Source organism: Mesorhizobium sp. M1142 (assembly GCF_040318565.1).
Classification (GTDB): Bacteria; Pseudomonadota; Alphaproteobacteria; order Rhizobiales; family Rhizobiaceae; genus Mesorhizobium.
The window spans coordinates 1-21,140 of record NZ_JAMYMK010000009.1; the positions used below are offsets into that span (position 1 = coordinate 1).

At 62.9% G+C, this 21,140-nt stretch carries 19 protein-coding genes and 1 riboswitch; of the genes, 13 read left to right on the plus strand and 6 right to left on the minus strand.

Annotated elements, in window-relative coordinates; genetic code table 11:
* The first annotated feature begins 68 nt into the window (after positions 1 to 68).
* The 5 genes from gfa (at position 69) to NKH42_RS16250 (ending at position 3,645) form a co-directional block, all read left to right on the plus strand.
* Positions 69 to 638 carry an S-(hydroxymethyl)glutathione synthase gene (gene gfa, locus NKH42_RS16230; RefSeq protein ID WP_352751279.1) on the plus strand — a complete coding sequence of 190 codons (570 nt, stop codon included), beginning with the start codon at positions 69 to 71 and terminating at the stop codon, positions 636 to 638.
* A 66-nt stretch (positions 639 to 704) separates the two neighbouring features.
* Entirely contained in the window at positions 705 to 1,172 is a 468-nt protein-coding gene (locus NKH42_RS16235) for a YaiI/YqxD family protein (protein ID WP_352751280.1), read from the plus strand.
* Positions 1,173 to 1,177: 5 nt separating this feature from the next.
* Complete coding sequence (locus NKH42_RS16240; RefSeq protein ID WP_352751281.1) at positions 1,178 to 1,855, plus strand: DUF1345 domain-containing protein; 678 nt, start codon at positions 1,178 to 1,180, stop codon at positions 1,853 to 1,855.
* Positions 1,856 to 1,955: 100 nt separating this feature from the next.
* Positions 1,956 to 2,834: a cytochrome b/b6 domain-containing protein gene (locus NKH42_RS16245; RefSeq protein WP_352751282.1), complete on the plus strand. Its 879-nt coding sequence runs from the start codon at positions 1,956 to 1,958 to the stop codon at positions 2,832 to 2,834.
* A gap of 1 nt (position 2,835) precedes the next feature.
* Positions 2,836 to 3,645 carry a molybdopterin-binding protein gene (locus NKH42_RS16250; RefSeq protein WP_254818381.1) on the plus strand — a complete coding sequence of 270 codons (810 nt, stop codon included), beginning with the start codon at positions 2,836 to 2,838 and terminating at the stop codon, positions 3,643 to 3,645.
* A gap of 127 nt (positions 3,646 to 3,772) precedes the next feature.
* Here the strand turns inward: NKH42_RS16250 and NKH42_RS16255 are convergent, their stop codons facing one another.
* A complete protein-coding gene (locus NKH42_RS16255) occupies positions 3,773 to 4,375 on the minus strand; it encodes a DUF3011 domain-containing protein (RefSeq protein WP_352689969.1) in 603 nt (200 codons plus the stop codon).
* 86 nt (positions 4,376 to 4,461) lie between these two features.
* Between NKH42_RS16255 and NKH42_RS16260 the strand changes: the two genes are divergently transcribed.
* The 4 genes from NKH42_RS16260 (at position 4,462) to gcvP (ending at position 9,937) form a co-directional block, all read left to right on the plus strand.
* Positions 4,462 to 5,289: a transporter substrate-binding domain-containing protein gene (locus tag NKH42_RS16260; protein WP_352689968.1), complete on the plus strand. Its 828-nt coding sequence runs from the start codon at positions 4,462 to 4,464 to the stop codon at positions 5,287 to 5,289.
* A 93-nt stretch (positions 5,290 to 5,382) separates the two neighbouring features.
* A riboswitch (glycine riboswitch) is annotated at positions 5,383 to 5,469 on the plus strand.
* 148 nt (positions 5,470 to 5,617) lie between these two features.
* Positions 5,618 to 6,736 (plus strand): glycine cleavage system aminomethyltransferase GcvT, encoded by a 1,119-nt coding sequence (gene gcvT, locus NKH42_RS16265; protein ID WP_352689967.1) that lies wholly within the window; start codon positions 5,618 to 5,620, stop codon positions 6,734 to 6,736.
* A gap of 5 nt (positions 6,737 to 6,741) precedes the next feature.
* Complete coding sequence (gene gcvH, locus NKH42_RS16270) at positions 6,742 to 7,110, plus strand: glycine cleavage system protein GcvH (RefSeq protein ID WP_352508741.1); 369 nt, start codon at positions 6,742 to 6,744, stop codon at positions 7,108 to 7,110.
* Positions 7,111 to 7,126: 16 nt separating this feature from the next.
* The gene (gene gcvP / locus NKH42_RS16275; RefSeq protein ID WP_352974305.1) at positions 7,127 to 9,937 is read left to right on the plus strand and encodes an aminomethyl-transferring glycine dehydrogenase; all 2,811 of its coding nucleotides are present in this window, start codon (positions 7,127 to 7,129) and stop codon (positions 9,935 to 9,937) included.
* A 72-nt stretch (positions 9,938 to 10,009) separates the two neighbouring features.
* On the opposite strand, the gene NKH42_RS16280 is transcribed toward gcvP, so the two are convergent.
* A complete protein-coding gene (locus NKH42_RS16280) occupies positions 10,010 to 11,179 on the minus strand; it encodes a GGDEF domain-containing protein (protein WP_352508743.1) in 1,170 nt (389 codons plus the stop codon).
* 274 nt (positions 11,180 to 11,453) lie between these two features.
* On the opposite strand from NKH42_RS16280, the gene parE reads away from it, so the two are divergent.
* Positions 11,454 to 13,505, plus strand: coding sequence for a DNA topoisomerase IV subunit B (gene parE, locus NKH42_RS16285; RefSeq protein WP_352508744.1), 2,052 nt, complete (start codon positions 11,454 to 11,456; stop codon positions 13,503 to 13,505).
* Positions 13,506 to 13,656: 151 nt separating this feature from the next.
* Here parE and NKH42_RS16290 read toward each other — a convergent pair whose 3' ends face one another.
* Positions 13,657 to 14,778, minus strand: a complete 1,122-nt coding sequence (locus NKH42_RS16290; RefSeq protein ID WP_352508745.1) for a DUF2336 domain-containing protein — start codon at positions 14,776 to 14,778, stop codon at positions 13,657 to 13,659.
* Between the two features lie 152 nt (positions 14,779 to 14,930).
* Between NKH42_RS16290 and NKH42_RS16295 the strand changes: the two genes are divergently transcribed.
* Both NKH42_RS16295 and NKH42_RS16300 read left to right on the plus strand, forming a co-directional pair.
* Positions 14,931 to 15,380, plus strand: a complete 450-nt coding sequence (locus NKH42_RS16295) for a MaoC family dehydratase (protein WP_352508746.1) — start codon at positions 14,931 to 14,933, stop codon at positions 15,378 to 15,380.
* A gap of 3 nt (positions 15,381 to 15,383) precedes the next feature.
* Positions 15,384 to 16,265 (plus strand): HpcH/HpaI aldolase/citrate lyase family protein, encoded by an 882-nt coding sequence (locus tag NKH42_RS16300; RefSeq protein WP_352751283.1) that lies wholly within the window; start codon positions 15,384 to 15,386, stop codon positions 16,263 to 16,265.
* Between the two features lie 18 nt (positions 16,266 to 16,283).
* Here NKH42_RS16300 and NKH42_RS16305 read toward each other — a convergent pair whose 3' ends face one another.
* Positions 16,284 to 16,868, minus strand: a complete 585-nt coding sequence (locus NKH42_RS16305; RefSeq protein ID WP_352508748.1) for a nitroreductase family protein — start codon at positions 16,866 to 16,868, stop codon at positions 16,284 to 16,286.
* A gap of 156 nt (positions 16,869 to 17,024) precedes the next feature.
* On the opposite strand from NKH42_RS16305, the gene NKH42_RS16310 reads away from it, so the two are divergent.
* Positions 17,025 to 17,990, plus strand: coding sequence for an RgsD C-terminal domain-containing protein (locus NKH42_RS16310; protein WP_352508766.1), 966 nt, complete (start codon positions 17,025 to 17,027; stop codon positions 17,988 to 17,990).
* A 128-nt stretch (positions 17,991 to 18,118) separates the two neighbouring features.
* Here the strand turns inward: NKH42_RS16310 and thrS are convergent, their stop codons facing one another.
* Both thrS and blaOXA read right to left on the minus strand, forming a co-directional pair.
* Positions 18,119 to 20,092: a threonine--tRNA ligase gene (gene thrS / locus NKH42_RS16315; RefSeq protein WP_352751287.1), complete on the minus strand. Its 1,974-nt coding sequence runs from the start codon at positions 20,090 to 20,092 to the stop codon at positions 18,119 to 18,121.
* A 167-nt stretch (positions 20,093 to 20,259) separates the two neighbouring features.
* Positions 20,260 to 21,075, minus strand: a complete 816-nt coding sequence (gene blaOXA / locus NKH42_RS16320) for a class D beta-lactamase (RefSeq protein WP_352689964.1) — start codon at positions 21,073 to 21,075, stop codon at positions 20,260 to 20,262.
* Between the last annotated feature and the right edge of the window lie 65 nt (positions 21,076 to 21,140).

Below are 21,140 nucleotides of genomic sequence, written 5' to 3' on the forward strand. Positions count from 1 at the left end.
AGGAGAAAGCCGCCGGCTAACCAGCCAGCGGCCGAAAATGCACATGTTCAACACGGGAGGAGACAAAAATGCCGGAAAAACTGCATCCTAAAATCGACAATGGATTGCCACGGGAAAAGCCTGACTTTGCCGGCGGCACGCTGGTCTGCGCCTGCACCAGCAACCCGGTCAAGGTGAAGGTCAAGGGCCAGATCGCCCACAACCATGCCTGCGGCTGCACCAAATGCTGGAAGCCGGAAGGCGCGCTGTTCTCGATCGTGGCGGTTGCCGGTACAAACGACGTGACGGTGACCGAAAACGGCGACAAGCTGAAGGTGGTCGATCCGGGCGCGCTGATCCTGCGCCATGCCTGCACCGGCTGCGGCGTCCACATGCACGGCCCGGTCGAGCGCGACCACGCTTTCAAGGGGCTGTCCTTCATCCATCCGGAACGCTTCCAGGAGGATGGCTGGTCGCCGCCGGGCTTCACCGCCTTTGTCTCGTCGATCATTGAATCCGGTGTCGATCCGAGCCGCATGGACGGCATAAGGTCACAGCTGAAGTCGATCGGGCTCGAACCTTATGATTGCCTCAATCCTGGCCTGATGGACTATATCGCCACCTGGACGGCCAAGAGATCCGGCGCATTGCCGGCCTAGTAGCCGCTCGACTATCATCGATCGAGCCGGGCGACGCCGCCCGGCACTTTCCCATTTGGAACAACGATGCCCGCACCTGCTATTCTCGTCGACGCCGACGCTTGCCCGGTGAAGGCCGAGGTCGAAAAAGTCGCCGAGCGGCACGGCATCGTCGTCACCTTCGTCTCCAATGGCGGCTTGCGTCCGTCGCGCGATCCGATGATCCGCAATGTCGTCGTCCCCAAGGGCGCCGATGCCGCCGACGACTGGATCGTCGAAAATGCCCGGTCCAACGACATTGTGGTGACCGCCGATATCCCGCTTGCCGCGCGCGCGGTGGCGCTTGGCGCCCACGTACTTGGTCCCACCGGACGCCCGTTTACGCCCGAAACGATCGGCATGGCGGTGGCGATGCGCGACCTCAAGCAGCACCTGCGCGAAACCGGCGAGAGCAAGGGCTACAATTCGAGCTTCGCGCCGCAGGATCGCTCGCGGTTCCTAGGCGAGCTTGACCGCATCCTACGGCGAGCGCTGAAATCCGCGTTAGCGAACTGAAGGCCATGGCGGCTGGTACCCCGACCAAGATGCCCATGCGACGCCACACGCTGTTCGCGGTGTCGGCCTGCATCGGCGTGGCAGCCTTTGGCGCCGCGCTGATCTGGCGTGCGCCGCTTGCCTATTCGATCGGCGCCAACGTGTTCTTTGCCGCCTATCTCGTTCTTGTCATCGCCCACATGCCTCGGCTTACCGGCAGCTATCTGCGCAAGAATGCAGGCGAGACGGACCTGCCGGTACTGGCGATCTTCGCGGTCACTCTGGTTGTGGTCGCTATTGCCATCATTTCGTTGTTTCAATTGATCAACAGGGAGAAGAGCGCGGATCCCGTCGAGCTTACGGTCGCGCTATTGTCTATCCCGCTTGGCTGGTTGACCATCCATGCCATGGCGGCACTTCACTACGCGCATCTCTATTGGTTGGACGGCGATGCGATGGATGGCGACACCAAAAAGAGGATTCCAGTCGGCGGCCTCGACTTCCCGGGCGGCAAGCGGCCGGAGGGCTCGGATTTCCTCTATTTTTCGACAGTGATCGGCATGACGGCGCAAACCGCCGACACCAACATCACGACCTCGCAAATGCGCCGTGTCGTGCTTGTGCATTCGATCCTGTCGTTCTTCTTCAATACAGTCATCGTCGCAGCCGCAGTCAACCTAGCCGTCAGCCTCGGCAGTCCGTAATAAATCCGTGATCGGGTGAAACATCGCTTAGGCTGGCGACGTATTGGGAGGAGAAGATATCTGACAGGCCGCGGCGAACGCGCGGCCGGAGGAACAACAGATGGAATCGCTTGCCAGAAACCAAGCCGCCGGAGCAGATACCGCCGCGCCGAGCGATGTGACGCTGATCTATCGCCAGTCGCGCTGGACGCGGCTGACGCATTGGCTATGGGCGATCGCGCTGTTCTTCATGCTGCTTTCCGGCCTGCAGATCTTCAACGCCCGCCCGCAGCTCTACATCGGCAAGGAGTCGGGCTTTGGCTACAACAACACCATCTTCGCCATTGGCGCCGAGAATACCGCGGCTGGCCCGCGCGGCTACACCGAAATCTTCGGCAAGCGCTTCGATACCACTGGTGTGCTCGGCTGGTCGGGTCCGGCCGGCCAGGAGACTTCCCGGGCCTTCCCGTCCTGGGCTACGATTCCTTCCTACTACGATCTCGGCACCGCGCGCGTCGTTCATTTCTTCTTTGCCTGGGTGCTGACCACCACGCTGCTGGTCTGGCTGGTCGCCAGCCTCATCAACGGCCATTTGCGCCGCGATCTTGCCCCGCGCCTCGATGACATCAGGCGGCTGCCGCAAGACATTGTCGACCACGCCAGGTTCAGGTTTCACCACAGGCGCGAATACAACACCTTGCAGAAGATGGCTTATGGCGGCGTGCTGTTCGTGCTGCTGCCGCTGATGATCATCACCGGCCTTGCCATGTCGCCGAGCATGGATTCGGTCCTGCCGTTCCTGAACGATTTGCTCGGCGGCCGACAGACGGCGCGCACCATTCATTTCACGGTGATGCTGCTGCTCGTCGCCTTCTTCATTATCCACATCCTGATGATCCTGGCCGCCGGTCCGATCAACGAGCTGCGCTCAATCATCACCGGCTGGTATCGAACCGACCCGCCGGCGCATGCCGACAATGCGCCAGAGAGGAGTGCCTGACATGGCGAAATTCGAGATCAGCCCCAAGCTACAGATAAGCCGAAGAAAGTTCCTGACCTCGGCCAGCCTCGGCCTTTCCGGCATCATGCTGTCGGGCTGCGACGCCTTCGACAGCCAGCTTGGCGTCGGCGACAGCCTGCGCAGCTTCCTCGAAAGCGCCAATGGCCTGACCTGGCGGGCGCAGCGACTGCTTGCCGGCGCTGATGCGCTGGCGCCGGAATTCACCGAGGCCGACATTCGCCAGCCGCAGCGGCCGAACGGCGTCACCGCACCCGACGACGATTTCTACAAGGGCCTGCTCGCCAGCGATTTCGCCGACTGGCGGCTGGAGGTTTCCGGCCTTGTCGAAAAGCCGCTGTCGCTGACCCGCGAGCAGCTGATGAACATGCCGAGCCGCACCCAGATCACCCGCCACGACTGCGTCGAAGGCTGGAGTTGCATTGCCAAATGGACCGGCACGCCGCTGTCGCTGGTGCTCGACCAGGCCGTGGTCAAGCCGCAGGCGCGCTATGTCATGTTCCACTGCCTCGATACGATCGACCGCAGCCTTGCCGGCGATATCAAATATTACGGCTCGATTGACCTGATCGATGCCCGTCATCCGCAGACGATCCTTGCCTATGGCCTCAACGGCAAGCCGTTGCCGGTCGAGAACGGCGCGCCGCTGCGCGTCCGCGTCGAGCGCCAGCTCGGCTACAAGATGCCGAAATACCTCTACAAGATCGAGCTGGTCGACGGCTTCGCCAATATCGGCGGCGGCAGAGGCGGCTATTGGGAGGACAATGGCTACGACTGGTACGGCGGCATCTGACTGAAACCTGATCTCAGTTTCACCTAGAGCGCGCCGCGTTCGATCGGCCTCATGCGACGCGCTGTAGGCTCTTCTTTTCATGCATGTCGTTGTCGCAAAACCGCTGCGCACTTTTGCGCGACATGCATTAACTGTCGTCGTCGCCGTCGTCGCCGTCGCTCCGCAGGGCCGGATTCAGGTCGGGATTATCGTCCGGGGTGACGAGCTTCCCAAGCCCGTGCGGTCCTTGGTAGTTGCCGTGGGTATCGAAGTTGGGATTGCCCTGATTGTCGAATTGCGGCGTCGGATCGATCGATTGGTCGTAACGGCGCGGGCGCGGCTTCGGATAGTAATTATCGGAATGATGGCGATGCGAATTGCTGTTGTCGAGAATGGCGCCTACCACGCCGCCGACGATAATGGCTGCGGCGAGGTCGCCAGCAGAGGGGTTACGGTCGGGGCCGGCGACTGCGAATTCGGCCGAGCAACCATTGTCGACCCAGATGCCGCCGCCGTCATAGCCCCAGCTTCTACCGTATACGCAACGTGCCTTCGATAGACGGGAGGTCAACTGCACGCCACGTCGCGTATCGACCCCGCAATAGGAATAACGGTAATCGGCGCTGGAGCAGACCACGCGTTTTGCCCCCGCAGCCTGCGCTGCCGCCGGCAGCAACGAAAGCTTCGCCGGGTTGCCCAGGATGCAACCCAGGAACATCATCGAACCGGTAACCGCCATCCGTGCCGACATTGCAACTCTCCATCAGGGTCCGCTATCGACAGAATGGCACCTCTGTGTAAGTCTGACAACCGGACGGGCTCAGTGAGGTTATATTAATGCGCGCTAAGATTATCGCCACTATTATACTTGCCCTTTCTGCATGGTTGGCTTTGTCGCTGCTGCCAGCCCGGGCGGACGACAGCCTCAAGCGCATCATCGATCAGAAGACACTGACAGTCGGCGTCGCGCTCAACCCGCCATGGATCCTCAAGAAGGCCGACGGGAAGTTCGCCGGCTATGATGTCGACCTGACCAGTGCGCTGGCGTCCGATCTCGGCGTCGACCTGAAGCTGGTCGAGGTGCCATGGAACGACCTCAAGACGCGATTGCTCAAGGGTGATTTCGACATGATCGCGGCGGGCTACGCCAGCACGCCGGAACGCGCACGCGAGGTGGTGTTCTCCGACCAGACCGGTACCGCCGATATCCGAATGGTGGCGACGATCGCCAGTCTTGGGAAAAGGCCGGGCAAGGTACTGGCGGCGCCGGGCTACAAGATCGCCGTGCTCTCCAACTCGACGGACGAAGCCGCCGCGAGGGAAGCATTCCCGAAAGCGGCCATCGTGTCATTCGACAATGCGGCCGATGTTTTCGCCGCCGTCATCAGCGGGCAAGCACAGGCGATGGTGGCGACATCGCCGACGCCGCAAATGGCCGCCAGGCTTTATGACGCCAAGCTCAAGCTGGTGGGCGGCCCGCTGTTGCGGACGCCGGAAGCGTTTGCGATGCGGCCGGACGATGTCCGCCTCATCCAATACGTCAACAACTGGATCGGCGCGCGCACCGCCGACGGCACCATAGGCGGCGTTCGCCGCTACTGGTTCGGCAGCTTCAAATGGATGTCGCGCTTCGAGACAGCCAAGCCCGAGCCCGCAAAACAATAGGGTCGCGACCTGTCCAGTAAAAATGTCGCTGGCAGGTGACAAGGTGTCGTCCACGGGCTATGGATGACGAGTCGAGGGCTCCTGACCGAGTCCTACCTGTTTGCGGGAGAGAGCAGCGAGAGCTGCCGCCGAAGGGGAAATCGCCCGAAATCTCTCAGGCAAAAGAACCGTAGACGGGAAAGACACTCTGGAAAGTCGGGGCTTGCCCCCGCGCCGAAGGTGTAAGCGCTGCCGACAGAGTTACGGGGCGCGAGTCTCTCAGGCTTCAGACAGAGGGGCACGGACTGGTCGCCATTCGCGGCCGCTTGCGTGCGACTCTGGAGATGACATGACGGGCGACGACACCAAACACCTTCCCCTCGAAGATCTGCATGTGGCAGGCGGTGCGCGCTTTGGCGCCTTCGCCGGCTGGTCGATGCCGCTGACCTATCCGGCCGGTGTGATGAAAGAGCATCTGCACAGCCGCGAGCATGCCGGCCTGTTCGACATCTCGCACATGAAGCTGTTCGAAATCAGCGGTTCGGGGGCAGCAGCGCTTCTGAACCGCGCCTGCCCGTTCGATGCCGGCGCGCTTGAGGTTTCCCTGTCCAAATATACGTTCTTCCTCAACGAGGCCGCCGGCATTCTGGACGATCTGATCGTCACCAGGCTTGGCGCCGAGCGCTTCATGATGGTCGCCAATGCCGGCAATGCCGCCGCCGACGAAAAGCATCTGCGCGCATTGGCCAAAAATTTCGAAGCAGAGGGCGATTTCGACGTGAAGGTGGACGCACTCGACCGCGTCTTCCTTGCCATCCAGGGCCCCGAAGCATGGGCTGCCCTTTCCCGCGCCGGCATCGAGACGGGTTCGCTGGTGTTCATGCACGGTATCGAGCCGCGCGAAAAATGGTTCATGAGCCGGTCCGGCTATACCGGCGAAGACGGCTTCGAGATCGGCCTGCCGGAAGCGGATGCAAGAAACCTCGTCGCCAGGCTGCTCGAGGACGAGCGGGTGATGTGGGTCGGCCTTGCCGCCCGCGACAGCCTGCGGCTTGAAGCCGGACTGTGCCTGCACGGGCTGGACATCACGCCGGAGATCGATCCGGCCAGCGCCGGGCTGATGTGGGCCATCCCCAAGGAGGTTCGCGCCTCGGGCGCCTTCATCGGCGCCGATGCGCTGCGTGCCATCCTGGAGCGTGGTCCAGCGCAAAAACGCGTCGGCCTGAAGCCGGAAGGCCGCCAGCCGGTGCGCGCCGGTGCTGCCCTTTTCGATGCCGACGGCAACCCTGCCGGCCATGTCACCTCTGGCGGCTTCGGCCCCTCGGCCGGTCATCCGGTCGCCATGGGCTACGTCCAGACGCCGCTTGCCAAATCCGGCGCAAAACTGTTCGCCGATGTCCGCGGGACGAAAATCCCGGTCGACATCCACCCCTTGCCCTTCACGCCCCATCGCTACCGCAAAGGATGATTTCAATGGCAAAGACCTATTTCACCGAAGATCACGAATGGCTTCGCGTCGAGGGCGGCGTCGCCACGGTCGGCATCACCGACTACGCACAGCAGCAGCTCGGCGACCTCGTCTTTGTCGAGCTGCCGGAATTGGGCAGAAAGCTAGCCAAGGGCGACACCGCCGTGGTGGTCGAATCGGTCAAGGCCGCATCGGATGTCTACGCGCCGGTCGACGGCGAGATCACCGAGGCCAATACCGCGCTGTCGGCCGATCCTTCGCTCGTCAATTCGGCGGCAACCGGCGACGGCTGGCTGTGGAAGATGAAGCTGGCCAATGAGAGCCAGCTCGATGGGCTCCTCGATGAAGCCGCTTACAAAGCCCATATTGGTTGATAGCAGGACCAGGAAGATGACCGCAGCACCCTACCCCTTCTCGGCTCGCCATATCGGCCCGGGCCTCCATGACGTCAGAGCCATGCTGGCGACGATCGGCGTCCCTTCGGTCGAGACCCTGATCAGTCAGGCAGTGCCGAAGTCGATCCGGCTCGACCGGCCGCTGGCCCTGCCCGCCCCCGCAAGCGAAGCGGAAGCGCTGGCCGAGCTCGCGGCGACGATGGCAAAGAACACGGTGCTGAAGAGCTTTATCGGTGCCGGCTATCATGGCGTCCATGTGCCGCCGGTGATCCAGCGCAACCTGTTCGAGAACCCGGCCTGGTATACCGCCTACACGCCTTACCAGGCCGAGATCAGCCAGGGCCGGCTGGAAATGCTGTTCAACTTCCAGACGCTGGTGACAGAATTGACCGGCCTGCCGGTGGCATCGGCCTCGCTGCTCGACGAGGCGACGGCGGTGGCCGAAGCGGTCGGCATTGCGCTGCGCCATCATCGCGACAAGCGCACCAAGGTGGCACTGGCCGGCACGCCGCACCCGCAGACGCTGGACGTCGTGCGCACCCGCGCCGAGCCCCTCGGCATCGAGGTGGACGGCGAGGTGATCGACGACAACACCGCCGCCCTGCTGGTCTCCTGGCCCGATACATTCGGCGTCTACGGCAATCACAAGGCAGCGATCGACAAGGCCCGTGCCGCCGGCGCGCTGGTCGTCTTCATCGCCGACCCGCTTGGCTTGACGCTGACCGATGCGCCGGCCAGGCTTGGCGCCGACATCGCCGTCGGCCCGATGCAGCGTTTTGGCGTGCCGATGGGCTTTGGCGGGCCGCACGCCGCCTATTGCGCCGTCTCCGACAGGCTGACGCGGCTGATGCCCGGCCGGCTTGTTGGCCAGTCGACGGATAGCAAGGGCCGTCCCGGTTATCGCCTGGCTTTGCAGACACGCGAACAGCATATCCGCCGCGACAAGGCGACCTCCAACATCTGCACCGCACAGGCGTTGCTCGCCAATATGGCGACGGCCTACGCGATCTGGCATGGCCCTGCCGGGCTGCAGGCGATTGCCGGCCGCGTCCACACGCTGGCCAACTGCCTGGCCGTCGGCCTCAAGGCAGCGGGCGTTTCGGTGATCGGCGAAAGCCGCTTCGACACGGTGACTGCGGAAGTGAAGGGCAGAGCCGGCGCGATTGCCGCCGCCGCAGAAAAGACGGGCCGCCTGCTGCGCGTCATCGACGCCGACCATGTCGGCATCAGCTTCGACGAGACCTCCACCGAAGCCGATCTGGAGGCGATCGCAGCACTTTTCGGCGCTAAGGCCGGCGTTGCCGCCGGCAGTTCCACGCCCGGAAAACCGCGCGGCAAGGAGTTCCTCACCCAGCCCGTCTTCCGCGAAAACCACTCGGAAACCGACATGATGCGCTTCCTGCGCCGGCTGGCCGACAAGGACCTGGCGCTTGACCGCGCCATGATCCCGCTCGGCTCCTGCACCATGAAGCTCAACGCCGCCGCCGAAATGATGCCGGTGAGCTGGCCTGATGTCGCCAACCTGCATCCCTTCGCCCCGGCAAACCATTCGATAGGCTATCGCGCCATGATCGACGAGCTGGAAGGCTGGCTGGCGGAGATCACCGGCTTCGACGCGGTGACCCTGCAGCCCAATGCTGGCAGCCAGGGCGAATATGCCGGGCTGCTCGCCATTCGCCGCTATCATCTGTCACGCGGCGAAGGCCATCGCACCGTCTGCCTGATCCCCTCCTCGGCGCATGGCACCAATCCGGCAAGTGCGGCCATGGCCGGCATGAGCGTCGTCGTCGTGCGCTGCACCGAGGACGGCAATATCGACATCGACGACCTGCAGGCCAAGGCGGCCGAGCATGCGCATAATCTCGCGGCGCTGATGTTCACCTATCCCTCGACGCATGGCGTCTTCGAGGAAGGCGCGCGCGACCTTTGCGCCCTCGTCCACAGCCATGGCGGCCAGGTCTATTTCGACGGCGCCAACCTCAACGCGCTGGTCGGCCTCGCCCGTCCCGGCGATATCGGCGCCGACGTCTGCCACATGAACCTGCACAAGACCTTCTGCATCCCGCATGGCGGCGGCGGCCCCGGCGTCGGCCCGATCGGCGTCAAGGCGCATCTGAAGCCGCATCTGCCCGGCCACGTCACCGAAGGCTCGGTCCATGCCGTGGCGGCGGCACCGTTCGGCAGCGCCTCGATCCTGCCGATCACCTGGATGTATATTCGCATGATGGGCGCTTCCGGCCTGAAGCAGGCGACCGAGACGGCGATCATCTCCGCCAACTATGTGTCGACGCGGCTTGGCGAGCATTTCCCCCTGCTTTACAAGGGGCGCAACGGACGCGTCGCGCATGAATGCATCCTCGACACCCGCGTGCTCAAGGACAGCGCCGGCATCAGCGTCGACGATATCGCCAAGCGGCTGATCGACTATGGCTTCCACGCGCCGACCATGTCGTTCCCGGTCGCTGGCACGCTGATGGTGGAGCCGACCGAATCCGAGCCCAAGCGCGAGTTGGATCGTTTCTGCGAAGCGATGATCGCCATAGCCGGCGAGGCAGCCAAGGTGGCGAAGGGCGAATGGCCGTTGGCCGACAATCCTCTGGTCAACGCTCCGCACACCGCCGCCGAGGCATTGGCCGGCCAGTGGACACATCCCTATTCGCGTCTGGAGGCGGCCTACCCCGCCGGCGATGCCGATACGGCAGCAAAATACTGGCCGCCGGTGTCACGCATCGACAATGTCGCCGGCGACCGCAACCTTGTCTGCTCCTGCCCGCCGCTGTCGGAATATCTGGGTGCGGCGGAATAGATCATGATTCCGAAAAGTGGAATCCGGTTTTCCGACAAGATCATGGGTCTAACAAGAAGATAGAAACCCCAATCAGGCAGAACGCAAGGCCGGCCCGTCGGCCTTGCTCGCCCGGTCCCGAACGACGACGCGATTTCGCCCGGCGCGCTTTGCCGCATAGAGTGCTGCGTCGGCTTCGGCCAGCACATCGTCGAGACCGGTGCCGTTTGTTCCGCCAAAGCCGATGCCGCCGCTGACTGTGCTTCGCAACGGACCAAGTTGTGTGGCCACGACTTCTGTGCCGAAGGCGACGCTGATCTTGCTCGCAATGTCATAGGCCTTCTCTTCCGTCATCCGCGACATGACGAGCACGAACTCCTCGCCGCCCAACCGGAACGCGTCGACGCCGGTCCTGGCGTATTTCCTGATGACAGCGGCAAAGCGGCGCAGAACCTGGTCGCCGACCGGATGACCGAAAACGTCGTTCGTTCTCTTGAAATGGTCGAGGTCGAACATGGCGACGGACATGAACGGGCCGAAGACCCGCTCGCCGTAGAGTGCCGTCAACGCCCGCCGGTTCATCAGCCCGGTCAATGGATCGGTCATCGTCTCGGCCTTCAATTCGATCTGCGCCTGCAAATGGTGCAGGGAGAGCGTCAATGCGCCGAGCCCGGTCATGCAGGCGACGGCTACGACGGAATTCACCCGCTCGGCCCAATTGTCGGGCGCAACACCCAGCACCCATTGCCCCTTGACCAGCAGGACCGCGCCGCAAAGTCCGAACGACAGCGCACAGACGCCGCTCAGGAACGAGACGACCAGCAATATCCGGCGATCGTGACCACCCTCAATCCAGAACATCACCCCGATGAGCGAGAGCAGCGCCGTTACCGTCGCGTAGGTGACGATGAAGCCGACACCATCAAACCCGAGATACGTCGCGCCCGCGCAAACAGCCGTCGCAACCAAGGTCGGCAAGATGGCGCGCCTGTAATCGCCTATGCCGAGATATTGCATGGCCGACAGGCAGATAATCAGGAAACCGAGGCTGAGAAGCGCAAGCACGATCTGGCAGAGCCAGGCGCTTGGATCCCTGGTGTAATGCCAGAACAGCACCACATGTGCGACGAGCACGAGAATGCCGCACGCCACCGTCAGCACAAAGCGTGCCTGTGGCGCGGTGAACCAGATCGCAAACATTGTGATGCTAAGGCACGTGCCCGACAGCGCCGCCGCGAGCAGGAGCGAACTGTAATCCAACATGCGTAAGCGACAGCCTCGTGAGCGTTCCGCTGCATTCTAGGTCAGCGACAGTCCGCAAATACCGTTTTTTCAGCCAGTCTTCCGGCGTAACCTTCGGACAAGGTTTACAAAGCGTCGATGCTCCAAGCTTCGACCCCATTTCCGCCGCTTGGCTGTCGAATGGTTTTGCAGTAAGAGGCTCTATCCTCGAACGTAACAGGAACCTCCGTCGCCTGCCCGCGAAAAGCGTGGCAGTATCGGGTGGTGATTCGCAGCATCGGAATCCAGGACCGGCATGGACGACAACAACGATCTTTTCGCCAAATTGGACAAGCAGCCTCAGCCTGCTCGCGCCGCCGCGCGCCCGGCCGATCCGCTGGTGCAGGCGGCGAAGCGGCCGGCGCCCCGCGACGCCAGCGAGAGTTACAGTGCCGCCGACATCGAGGTGCTGGAGGGGCTGGAGCCGGTGCGCCGCCGCCCGGGCATGTACATTGGCGGCACCGACGACAAGGCGATGCACCATCTGTTTGCCGAGGTCATCGACAATTCGATGGACGAGGCGGTCGCCGGCCATGCGACCTTCATCGATGTCGAGCTTTCCGCCGACGGATACCTGTCAGTCACCGACAACGGCCGCGGCATTCCGGTCGATCCGCACCCGAAATTCAAGAAGCCGGCGCTCGAACTCATCATGACGACGCTGCATTCAGGCGGCAAGTTCGACAGTAAGGTTTACGAGACGTCCGGCGGCCTGCACGGTGTCGGCGTTTCCGTCGTCAACGCGCTGTCCGACCATCTCGAGGTCGAGGTCGCGATTGGGCGCAAGCTCTATCGCCAGCGCTTCTCACGAGGCGTTCCGGTGACCGGCCTTGAGCAGCTCGGCGACGTGCATAACCGGCGCGGCACGAAGATCCGCTTCCATCCAGACGAGCAGATTTTCGGCAAGGGTGCTGCTTTCGAGCCGGCGCGGCTCTACCGCATGGCGCGGTCAAAGGCCTATCTGTTCGGCGGCGTCGAAATCCGCTGGACCTGCGATCCCTCGCTGATCAAGGAAAAGGACACGACGCCGGCCAAGGCAGAATTCCATTTTCCGGGCGGCCTCAAGGACTATCTGAAAGCCTCGCTCGGCGACGAATTCCAGGTGACCCGTGAAATGTTCGCCGGCAAGAGCGAGAAGCAGGGCGGTCACGGCTCGCTCGAATGGGCCGTGACCTGGTTCGGCGGCGACGGTTTTATCAATTCCTATTGCAACACCATTCCGACCGCCGAAGGCGGCACGCATGAGGCCGGCTTCCGCAACGTGCTGACGCGCGGCTTGCGCGCCTACGCCGATCTGGTCGGCAACAAGCGCGCCTCGATCGTCACTTCCGAGGATGTGATGATCTCGGCGGCGGGCATGCTGTCGGTGTTCATCCGCGAACCGGAATTCGTCGGCCAGACCAAGGACAGGCTGGCGACGATCGAGGCGATCCGCATCGTCGAAACCGCCATCCGCGACCCGTTCGACCACTGGCTGGCGGACAATCCGCAGGAGGCCTCGAAACTGCTCGAATGGGTGATCGCGCGCGCCGACGAACGGGTGCGCCGCCGCCAGGAAAAGGAAGTGTCGCGCAAGAGTGCGGTGCGCAAGCTGCGCCTGCCCGGCAAGCTCGCCGACTGCACACAGAATGCCGCCGCCGGCGCCGAGCTCTTCATCGTCGAGGGCGATTCGGCCGGCGGTTCGGCAAAGCAGGCGCGCGACCGCGCCAGCCAGGCGGTGCTGCCGCTGCGCGGCAAGATCCTCAACGTCGCCAGTGCCGGCAGCGACAAGCTTGCCGGCAACCAGCAGATATCCGACCTGATCCAGGCCTTGGGCTGTGGCACGCGCTCGAAATACCGCGACGAGGACCTGCGTTACGACCGGGTCATCATCATGACCGATGCCGATGTCGACGGCGCCCATATCGCCTCGCTGCTGATCACCTTTTTCTACCAGGAGATGCCAAACCTGGTCCGCGGCGGCCATCTCTACCTGGCGGTGCCGCCGCTTTATTCGATCCGCCAAGGCGGCAAGGTCGGCTATGCCCGCAACGACGCGCATAAGGACGAACTCCTGCGCACCGAATTCACCGGGCGCGGCAAGGTCGAAATCGGCCGCTTCAAGGGGCTGGGCGAAATGATGGCCGCCCAGCTCAAGGAAACCACCATGGACCCGAGAAAGCGCACGCTGCTCAGGGTCGATGTGATCGACGCCGAGGCGGCGACCAAGGATGCTGTCGACGCACTGATGGGCACCAAGCCCGAGGCCCGTTTCCGCTTCATCCAGGAACGCGCGGAATTCGCCGAGACGGAAGTGCTGGATATCTGAGCGTCTTCTGCCAGGTGAGCCACAGACGGCGGTTGTTGCTACCCGGATATTTTCGCGAAGGACGAGGCCTGGAACGGTTCAGCGTTCACGGAAACGCCGAACCGCTCTTTCCTTTGTTCTAAAGCAATTCCGGAGGGAAAACCGCTTCACTTTAGGCAGCCGCGATCGCCAGCGCGTGCCCGCGCGCGTTCTCGCGCAACGCGTCGAGATGGATCGACTTGATCAGCCCGGCGAGATCGCCCGCGGCGGACTGCCCGCCCAATTCCTTCAGCATCAACCAGCTGACTTCCTGCACGCCGGCGAGGCGTTTGCCATTGGCGACCTCGCGCCAGACCTTCAGCGCGCGCAGGATGATGGCGTGGGTGGCGGCGGCAAGCCCGGCGCTGCGGAACAGTGCCTGCAGCGCCACGTCATGGCCGCCGGCCAGCAGTGCTCTCACCCGTTGTTCGGATTGCTGGCTGAGCGCGACCAGGGCCGAACCAAAGAAATCGACCTTGCCGTGCGCGATGGTGCGGATGACGAAGCTTGCGGTCAGGTCGCCGCGCAGACGCAGATGTTCGACAAGCGCTGTATGTTCCTCGGCACGCGTGCCTTCGATCAATGTCACGGAAGCTTTGACGCAGGCATCGCGCGTGACGCGCTCGGCTCTTGCGGCGCCCATCAGCGCCAGCACCAGCGGCGAGCCCTTGAGCGTCTCGCCCACTTTGACCAGCAGCAAATGCCGACAATCGGCGGGCAGGCGCGCATCGGCAATCAGCGCCTCGCGCACCAGAGGCAGATGGCCATGCCGCTCGGCCATGCGCCGAAAGCTGATCGATGCGATGTCGGCGCCGCTGTTGGCGAGCAGCGTGATGCAGGCCTCCGGCTCGCCGATCTCGGCGATTGCCGCCGCAACCGACATCGACACGCGCGGCCGGTCGGCGATCACCCTCTGCGTCGCTTTCTGGCCGCCGGCAACCCGATCGATCAGGTCGGCATCAGTAAGCAGCGGCGACCGCGCCAGCACCAGGGCTGCGACTTCCGGCTGGTCCGACGCCAGCGCGCTGACGATCTGCGGCGGCGCATGATGGCTCATGGAAAGCGCGTCGGCGATCGCCAGTCGCACCTTCGAGGATGCGTCATCGAGCAGCAATGTCAGCGCCGCCTCAGCAGCGCAGCGGTCCTCGAAAGGCAGGTCCGAATCGACATAGGCGCGAGCAAGTGCGCTTGCCGCTGCAACGCGCTCCGACACCTTCGCCGTGTGGATCCATTTCAGGAAATGCGAAACGACCATGTCGCCTGCTTACGCCCTTTGCCAGAACGCTTCTGGCCCCTGTCGCGACCGTAGGCACAAATGGTTTACGAACGGTTCACCATGTTCGTTAACTGGCTTGCGAGCCCGGTACGCAACGCCTATCAACCCTTAAGCAGCAGAGGAGATCGACCATGGCCGGGCTTTATCTTGAGGAGTTCGCTGTCGGCCATGTGTTCAAGCACACGCTGCGCAAGACCGTGACCGAAAGCGACAATATGCTGTTTTCGGTGATGACGCTGAACCCGCAGCCGCTGCACATCGATTTCGACTTCGCGGCGAAGAGCGAATGGGGCAAGCCGCTGGTCAATTCGCTGTTCACGCTTGGCCTGATGATCGGCATCTCGGTCAACGACATCACCGTCGGCACCACCATCGCCAATCTCGGCATGAAGGAGACAGTGTTTCCGCACCCCGTCTTCCACGGCGACACCATTCGCGTCGAGACCACGGTGGTTTCGGTGCGCGACTCCAGGTCCAAACCGGACCGCGGTATCGTCGAGTTCGAGCATCGCGCCTATAACCAGAACGACATGCTGGTTGCCAAATGCACGAGGCAAGCCATGATGATGAAAAAGGCGTAGCCGATGCGTTCTCTGCTCTTCGTCCCCGGCGACTCGGAAAAAAAGCTGGAGAAGGGCTTTGGCGTGGGCGCCGACATGGTCATCGTCGACCTCGAGGATTCGATTGCCGCGCAGAACAAGGATCTGGCGCGCGACACAGCGGCGCGTTTCATCGCCGGGCACAGGCACCGAACCAGCTCCGTGATCTATGTGCGCGTCAACGATCTTTCGACCGGACTGACCGACGACGATCTGGCGGCGCTCGTGCCGGCAAAACCAGACGGCATCATGCTGCCTAAGTCGAACAGCGGACTGGATGTCCAGCATCTCTCGGCCAAGCTCAGGGTGCACGAAGCTGAAAGCGGCCTGCCGGATGGAGCTATAAAGATCCTGCCGATCATCACAGAAACGGCCGCAGGCGTCTTGGCCGCAGCGACCTACGCCCGTGCAAGCGCGCGGCTTGTCGGCGTCACCTGGGGGGCGGAAGATTTGTCGGCGGCGATCGGCGCGCGCGCGACGCGCGACGCGAATGGCCGCTACACGGATGTGTTCCGCCTCGCCCGCACCATGACCATGCTTACCGCAAGTGCCGCGGAAGTCGCGGCAATCGACACCGTCTTTCCGGACTTTCGCGACATGGCGGGCTTCGAGGCCGAATGCGCCGAGGCCGAGCGCGACGGTTTCACCGGCAAGATGGCGATCCATCCGGCGCAGGTGCCGGTCATCAACGCCGCCTTCGCGCCTTCGGCGCAAGCGGTGAAAAGCGCCCTGGCGATCGTCGAGGCATTTAAGGCGGCGGGAAACCCCGGCGTCGTCGGAATCGACGGCAAGATGTACGACCGGCCGCATCTAAAACTGGCCGAGCGGCTCCTGGCGCGGGCCAGGGTAGCTGGGCTTGGCGCTTAGGTCTGTTCCGCGCCGAAATTATCCCAGCCACGGCCCTGAATAATCGGCAGAGAGCTTTGCGGGATCGGGCCGTGGCCGCTCCGGTGCCGGCCCCTGGTAGGAGCCGATATGGACAAAACCGACGACCCGTTCATGCGGCGCCAGGCCAAGGATCGCCCTGCCCTCGGGCACGTCGGAATACCAGTTACTGATCATGTTGGTGCCGTAGCCCAGCGCATTGGCGGCAAGCATCAGGTTCATCGCCGCCATGCCGCCGGACAGGAACATCTCCCATTGCGGGATCTTTGGATTTTCCCTGGGGATCGAGATCACGCCGATAACCAGCGGCGCCCGCGAAAAGCGCGCCAATTCCTGGTTGCGGCGGCCTTCCGGCAGCGGTCCTTCACGCTGCTCGGCAAGTGCCGCCAGCTTCTTGCCGATCTCGATGCGAGACTCGCCGCGATAGAGGATGAAACGCCAGGGCTCCAGCCGGCCGTGGTCCGGCACCCGCGAGGCGGCGGCGATCATCGTCGCGATCTCCGTATCGCCCGGTGCCGGCTCTTTCAAATCTGGGATCGGCGCGGAATTTCGGGTCAGCAGAAAATCGATGATCGGCGACGCCATGGGCGCAAGTCTCCTGGAATTTGAGCTGAAGCGCACCATCGGGACATCGGGCGGCTTGGGCATTGGCGCAGCGCGCCGGACAAAGAGCCCTGTAGCAGAAGCCGACCGGACTCTTAAGCCTTGAAATTGCCACCGCCTTGGGCTTCAACGCAAGGCATGTTTGAGGGGACATTGCGTCTTTTCCTGATATGGCTCGCTGCCGCACTGTTGATGGTGCCGGTTTCGCTCGCCGTCGCCCAGGATGTGGACGGCCTCGGCGAACTGGAACTTCCCGGAATTTCGGGCTATGCGCCTCCGAAAAGCGAGACATCGCTGGTGTTGGGGAGCAGCGGGGCAATCACGCTGTCGGCGCAATTGACAGACAAGGGCGCCGACATCACGCGCGGCATCGTCTGGCGCGTCTTCAAGCCCGAATCGGCCAGCGACGGCAAGTTGCCGATGGTCGCCTCCGCTCATGGCGGTACCGCCGTATTCCAGCTCGAGCCGGGTTCCTATCTGGTCCACGCCTCCTACGGGCGGGCCGGCGCCACCAAGCGCATCACCGTCGGCAAGGAAGCCAAGCGCGAGAGCCTCGTGCTCGATGCCGGCGGCCTCAAGCTCGATGCCGTGCTGTCCGGTGGGGTGCGCATACCGCCGAAGAAGCTGCGCTTCTCGATCTATGAGAGCCACGCCGCGGCCGACGGCGATCGCGCCCTGATCATACCCGATGTCGAGCCGAACAGCGTCGTGCGGCTCAATGCCGGCACCTACCACGTTGTTTCGACCTATGGCGCTGTGAACGCGGTCATCCGCTCCGACATCCGCGTCGAGGCCGGCAAGCTGACTGAAGCGACCGTCGAGCACCGTGCGGCCGAGATGACCATGAAGCTGGTGCGCGAACCGGGCGGCGAGGCGATCGCCGACACCTCCTGGTCGCTGCTGAACGAATCCGGCGATCCGATCAAGGAAACCGTCGGTGCCTTTGCCTCGATGGTGCTGGCCGAGGGCGACTACACCATCATCGCCAAGAACCGCGACCGCATCTACCAGAAGGATTTTACGGTGGTGGCTGGGCACAACCAGGACATCGAGGTTCTGGCCACAGAGGCTTCGGCCATCGATTCCGAGGAAGGCGCCGACTAAGCCCTGCCTCTCTAAGCTGCCTTGCGCATGCGTCGCGCCAACCGGATAGCCGGATAGGCGCGCGGCGTGACAGGCATATGAAAATGGCGGTGGATCGCTCCACCGGCATTCATTGCAGGTCGGCTGGTTCAGGCCGCGCGGCGCTTGCGGTCGGGTGTCACCGCCTCGTCGACAAGCAGCTTCACGGCAGCTGCGAGACCAAGCGATTCCTGGTCGCGCGAACCGAGACGGCGGATATTGACCGTTTCTTCCTCGGCCTCGCGCTTGCCACAGACGAGGATGACCGGGACCTTGGCCAGCGAATGCTCCCGGACCTTGTAGTTGATCTTCTCGTTGCGCAGGTCGGCTTCGGCAATCAGCCCGGCCGCCTTCAGCTGCGCAACGACCTTTTGGGCGTAATCGTCGGCATCGGAAGTGATCGTCGCCACCACCACCTGCAGCGGTGCGAACCAGAGCGGGAAATGGCCCGAATAATTCTCGATCAGGATGCCTAGAAACCGCTCCATGGAACCGCAGATGGCACGATGCACCATCACCGGCTGCTTCTTTTCCGAATCGGAGCCGATGTAGAAGGCGCCAAAACGCTCCGGCAGGTTGAAGTCGACCTGTGTGGTGCCGCACTGCCATTCGCGGCCGATGGCGTCCTTCAGCACATATTCGAACTTCGGCCCGTAGAACGTGCCCTCACCCGGATTGACGCCCGTCTTGATCCGGTTGCCCGACCGCGCCGCGATCTTGTCGAGCACGTCCTGCAGCACGCCCTCAGCATGATCCCACATCGCGTCGGTGCCGACCCGTTTTTCGGGGCGGGTCGCCAGCTTGACGGTGATTTCGTCGAAGCCGAAATCCGCATAGGTCGAGAGGATCAGATCGTTGATCTTGATGCACTCGTCGGCGAGCTGTTCCTCGGTGCAGAAGATGTGGGCATCGTCCTGGGTAAAGCCGCGCACGCGCATCAACCCGTGCAGCGCGCCGGACGGCTCATAGCGATGCACATTGCCGAATTCCGCAAGTTTTACCGGCAGATCGCGGTAGGACTTCAGCCCGTGCTTGAAGATTTGGACGTGGCCGGGGCAGTTCATCGGCTTCAGCGCAAACACCCGGTCGTCGTCGGTGTCGTCGCCAGCAACCGTCACCTTGAACATGTTGTCCCGGTACCAGCCCCAGTGCCCGGACGTCTCCCACAGGCTCTTGTCGAGCACCTGCGGCGCGTTGACTTCCTGATAGCCCTGCTCGTCGAGGCGGCGACGCATGTAATTGGCCAGGTTCTGGAACATCCTCCAGCCTTTGGCGTGCCAGAACACGACGCCCGGCCCCTCCTCCTGGAAATGGAACAGGTCCATCTCACGGCCGAGCTTCCTGTGGTCGCGCTTCTCGGCCTCCTCCAGCATCGTCTGGTAGGCTTCGAGCTGCGCCTGGTCGGCCCAGGCCGTGCCGTAGATGCGCGTCAGCATCGGGTTGTTCGAATCGCCGCGCCAATAGGCGCCGGCGACCTTCATCAGCTTGAAGGCGCTGCCGATCTGGCCGGTCGAGGCCATATGCGGGCCGCGGCAAAGGTCTAACCAGTCGCCCTGCGCATAGATCTTGAGATCCTGATCCTCGGGAATGGCGTCGATCAGCTCCAGTTTGTAGCGCTCGCCCTTGTCGGCAAAGATCCTTTTCGCCTTTTCACGCGACCATACCTCTTTGGTGAACGGCTTGTTGCGCGCAATGATCTCGCGCATTTTCTTCTCGATCACCGGGAAATCGTCGGGCGTGAACGGCTCGTTGCGAGCAAAATCGTAGTAGAATCCGTTTTCGATCACCGGCCCGATAGTCACCTGCGTACCCGGCCAAAGTTCCTGCACGGCCTCGGCCAGCACATGGGCTGCATCGTGACGGATGAGCTCCAGCGCGCGCGGGTCCTCGCGAGTGATGATCTCGACCTTGCCCGGCTTGCCGATCGGGTCGGAAAGATCGCGCAGCGTGCCGTCGATCGAATAGGCAACGGCCTTCTTGGCCAGCGACTTCGAGATCGATTCCGCCAGGTCGGCGCCGGTCATCGCCGCGTCGTAGTCGCGGACGGAGCCATCGGGAAATGTCAGGGAAACGGAATTCAGCATAAGATTCTCCTATCCAGTCCCGCAAACGAGCGCGGGTGGTGAAATGCATGTCGCCCAAAACTGCCTAGCGGTTTTGGGGCTACGACATGCATCAGTAAGAGCCGGATGCGTCCGGCGGCGAGCGGTCTTTTATGGACAGTTTTCGGCGCCGTAAAGCCGGATATAGGTCACCTGACGAGATTCGGCAGCTCGTTCAGGAACATCGCCCGCGTCTTGGGTCCCTTGGGCGTGTCGGAACGTTCCGTATCGATTACCAGGCGGGCAAAGACGATCTTGCGAGCATCGGTCTGCGCCCAGCCGACAAACCAGCCAAGCGAGCGCTTGTCGGCGCTGTCGCCGAGCCTGGTCGTTCCAGTCTTGCCCTGCACCGTCCAATCGCCCGCTCGAAACGTCGGTATGATCGCACCGGTCATGGCGTGGGCCTTGTTCGAAACCGGCAGTTTTCGCGCCAGCAGCCTGCGCAGGAAATCGACCTGCTCGACGGGCGATATCTCGAGCGAAGAATTCACCCAGGAATGGGTGAGTCCATCATTCTTGCCGGGAGTTCCGGAAACGTCCGTGTTGCCATACTCGAATTTCGACACATAGCCGGCAAATTGTTTGCTGCCGAGCCGGCGCGTAATCTCGCGTGAGAACCATATGACCGAATCCCTTTCCCAGATCGTCGGGTCGACGGTCTTGCGGTCCCGTTTCGGCGCATTGAACTCTGCCTTGTACTCCCAGCTTGGCGTGTGCTCGTCGCTCAGGATTCCAGCATCGTAGCCGATCAGCGCCAGCGGAACCTTGAACGTGGAGGCGGGGCTGACGCGCTGATCGCAGGTCCCTTCGCGATACAGCGTCTCGCCGCCTGCGGCGTCGACGATCAGCGTGCATTCGACGTCCCCGAGCGGCGCCGATTGCGCACGGATCGGAAAACCCAACAGCCACGCCAGGACATAGAGAACCACGGCGAAAACGAAGGGAAGACGATCTATCCGGCGCATTTGGCAATCTCTCCTGAAGGGTGTCAGGAGCGGCTTAGCCAGACGTCTTGTCTCGATTTTGTCTT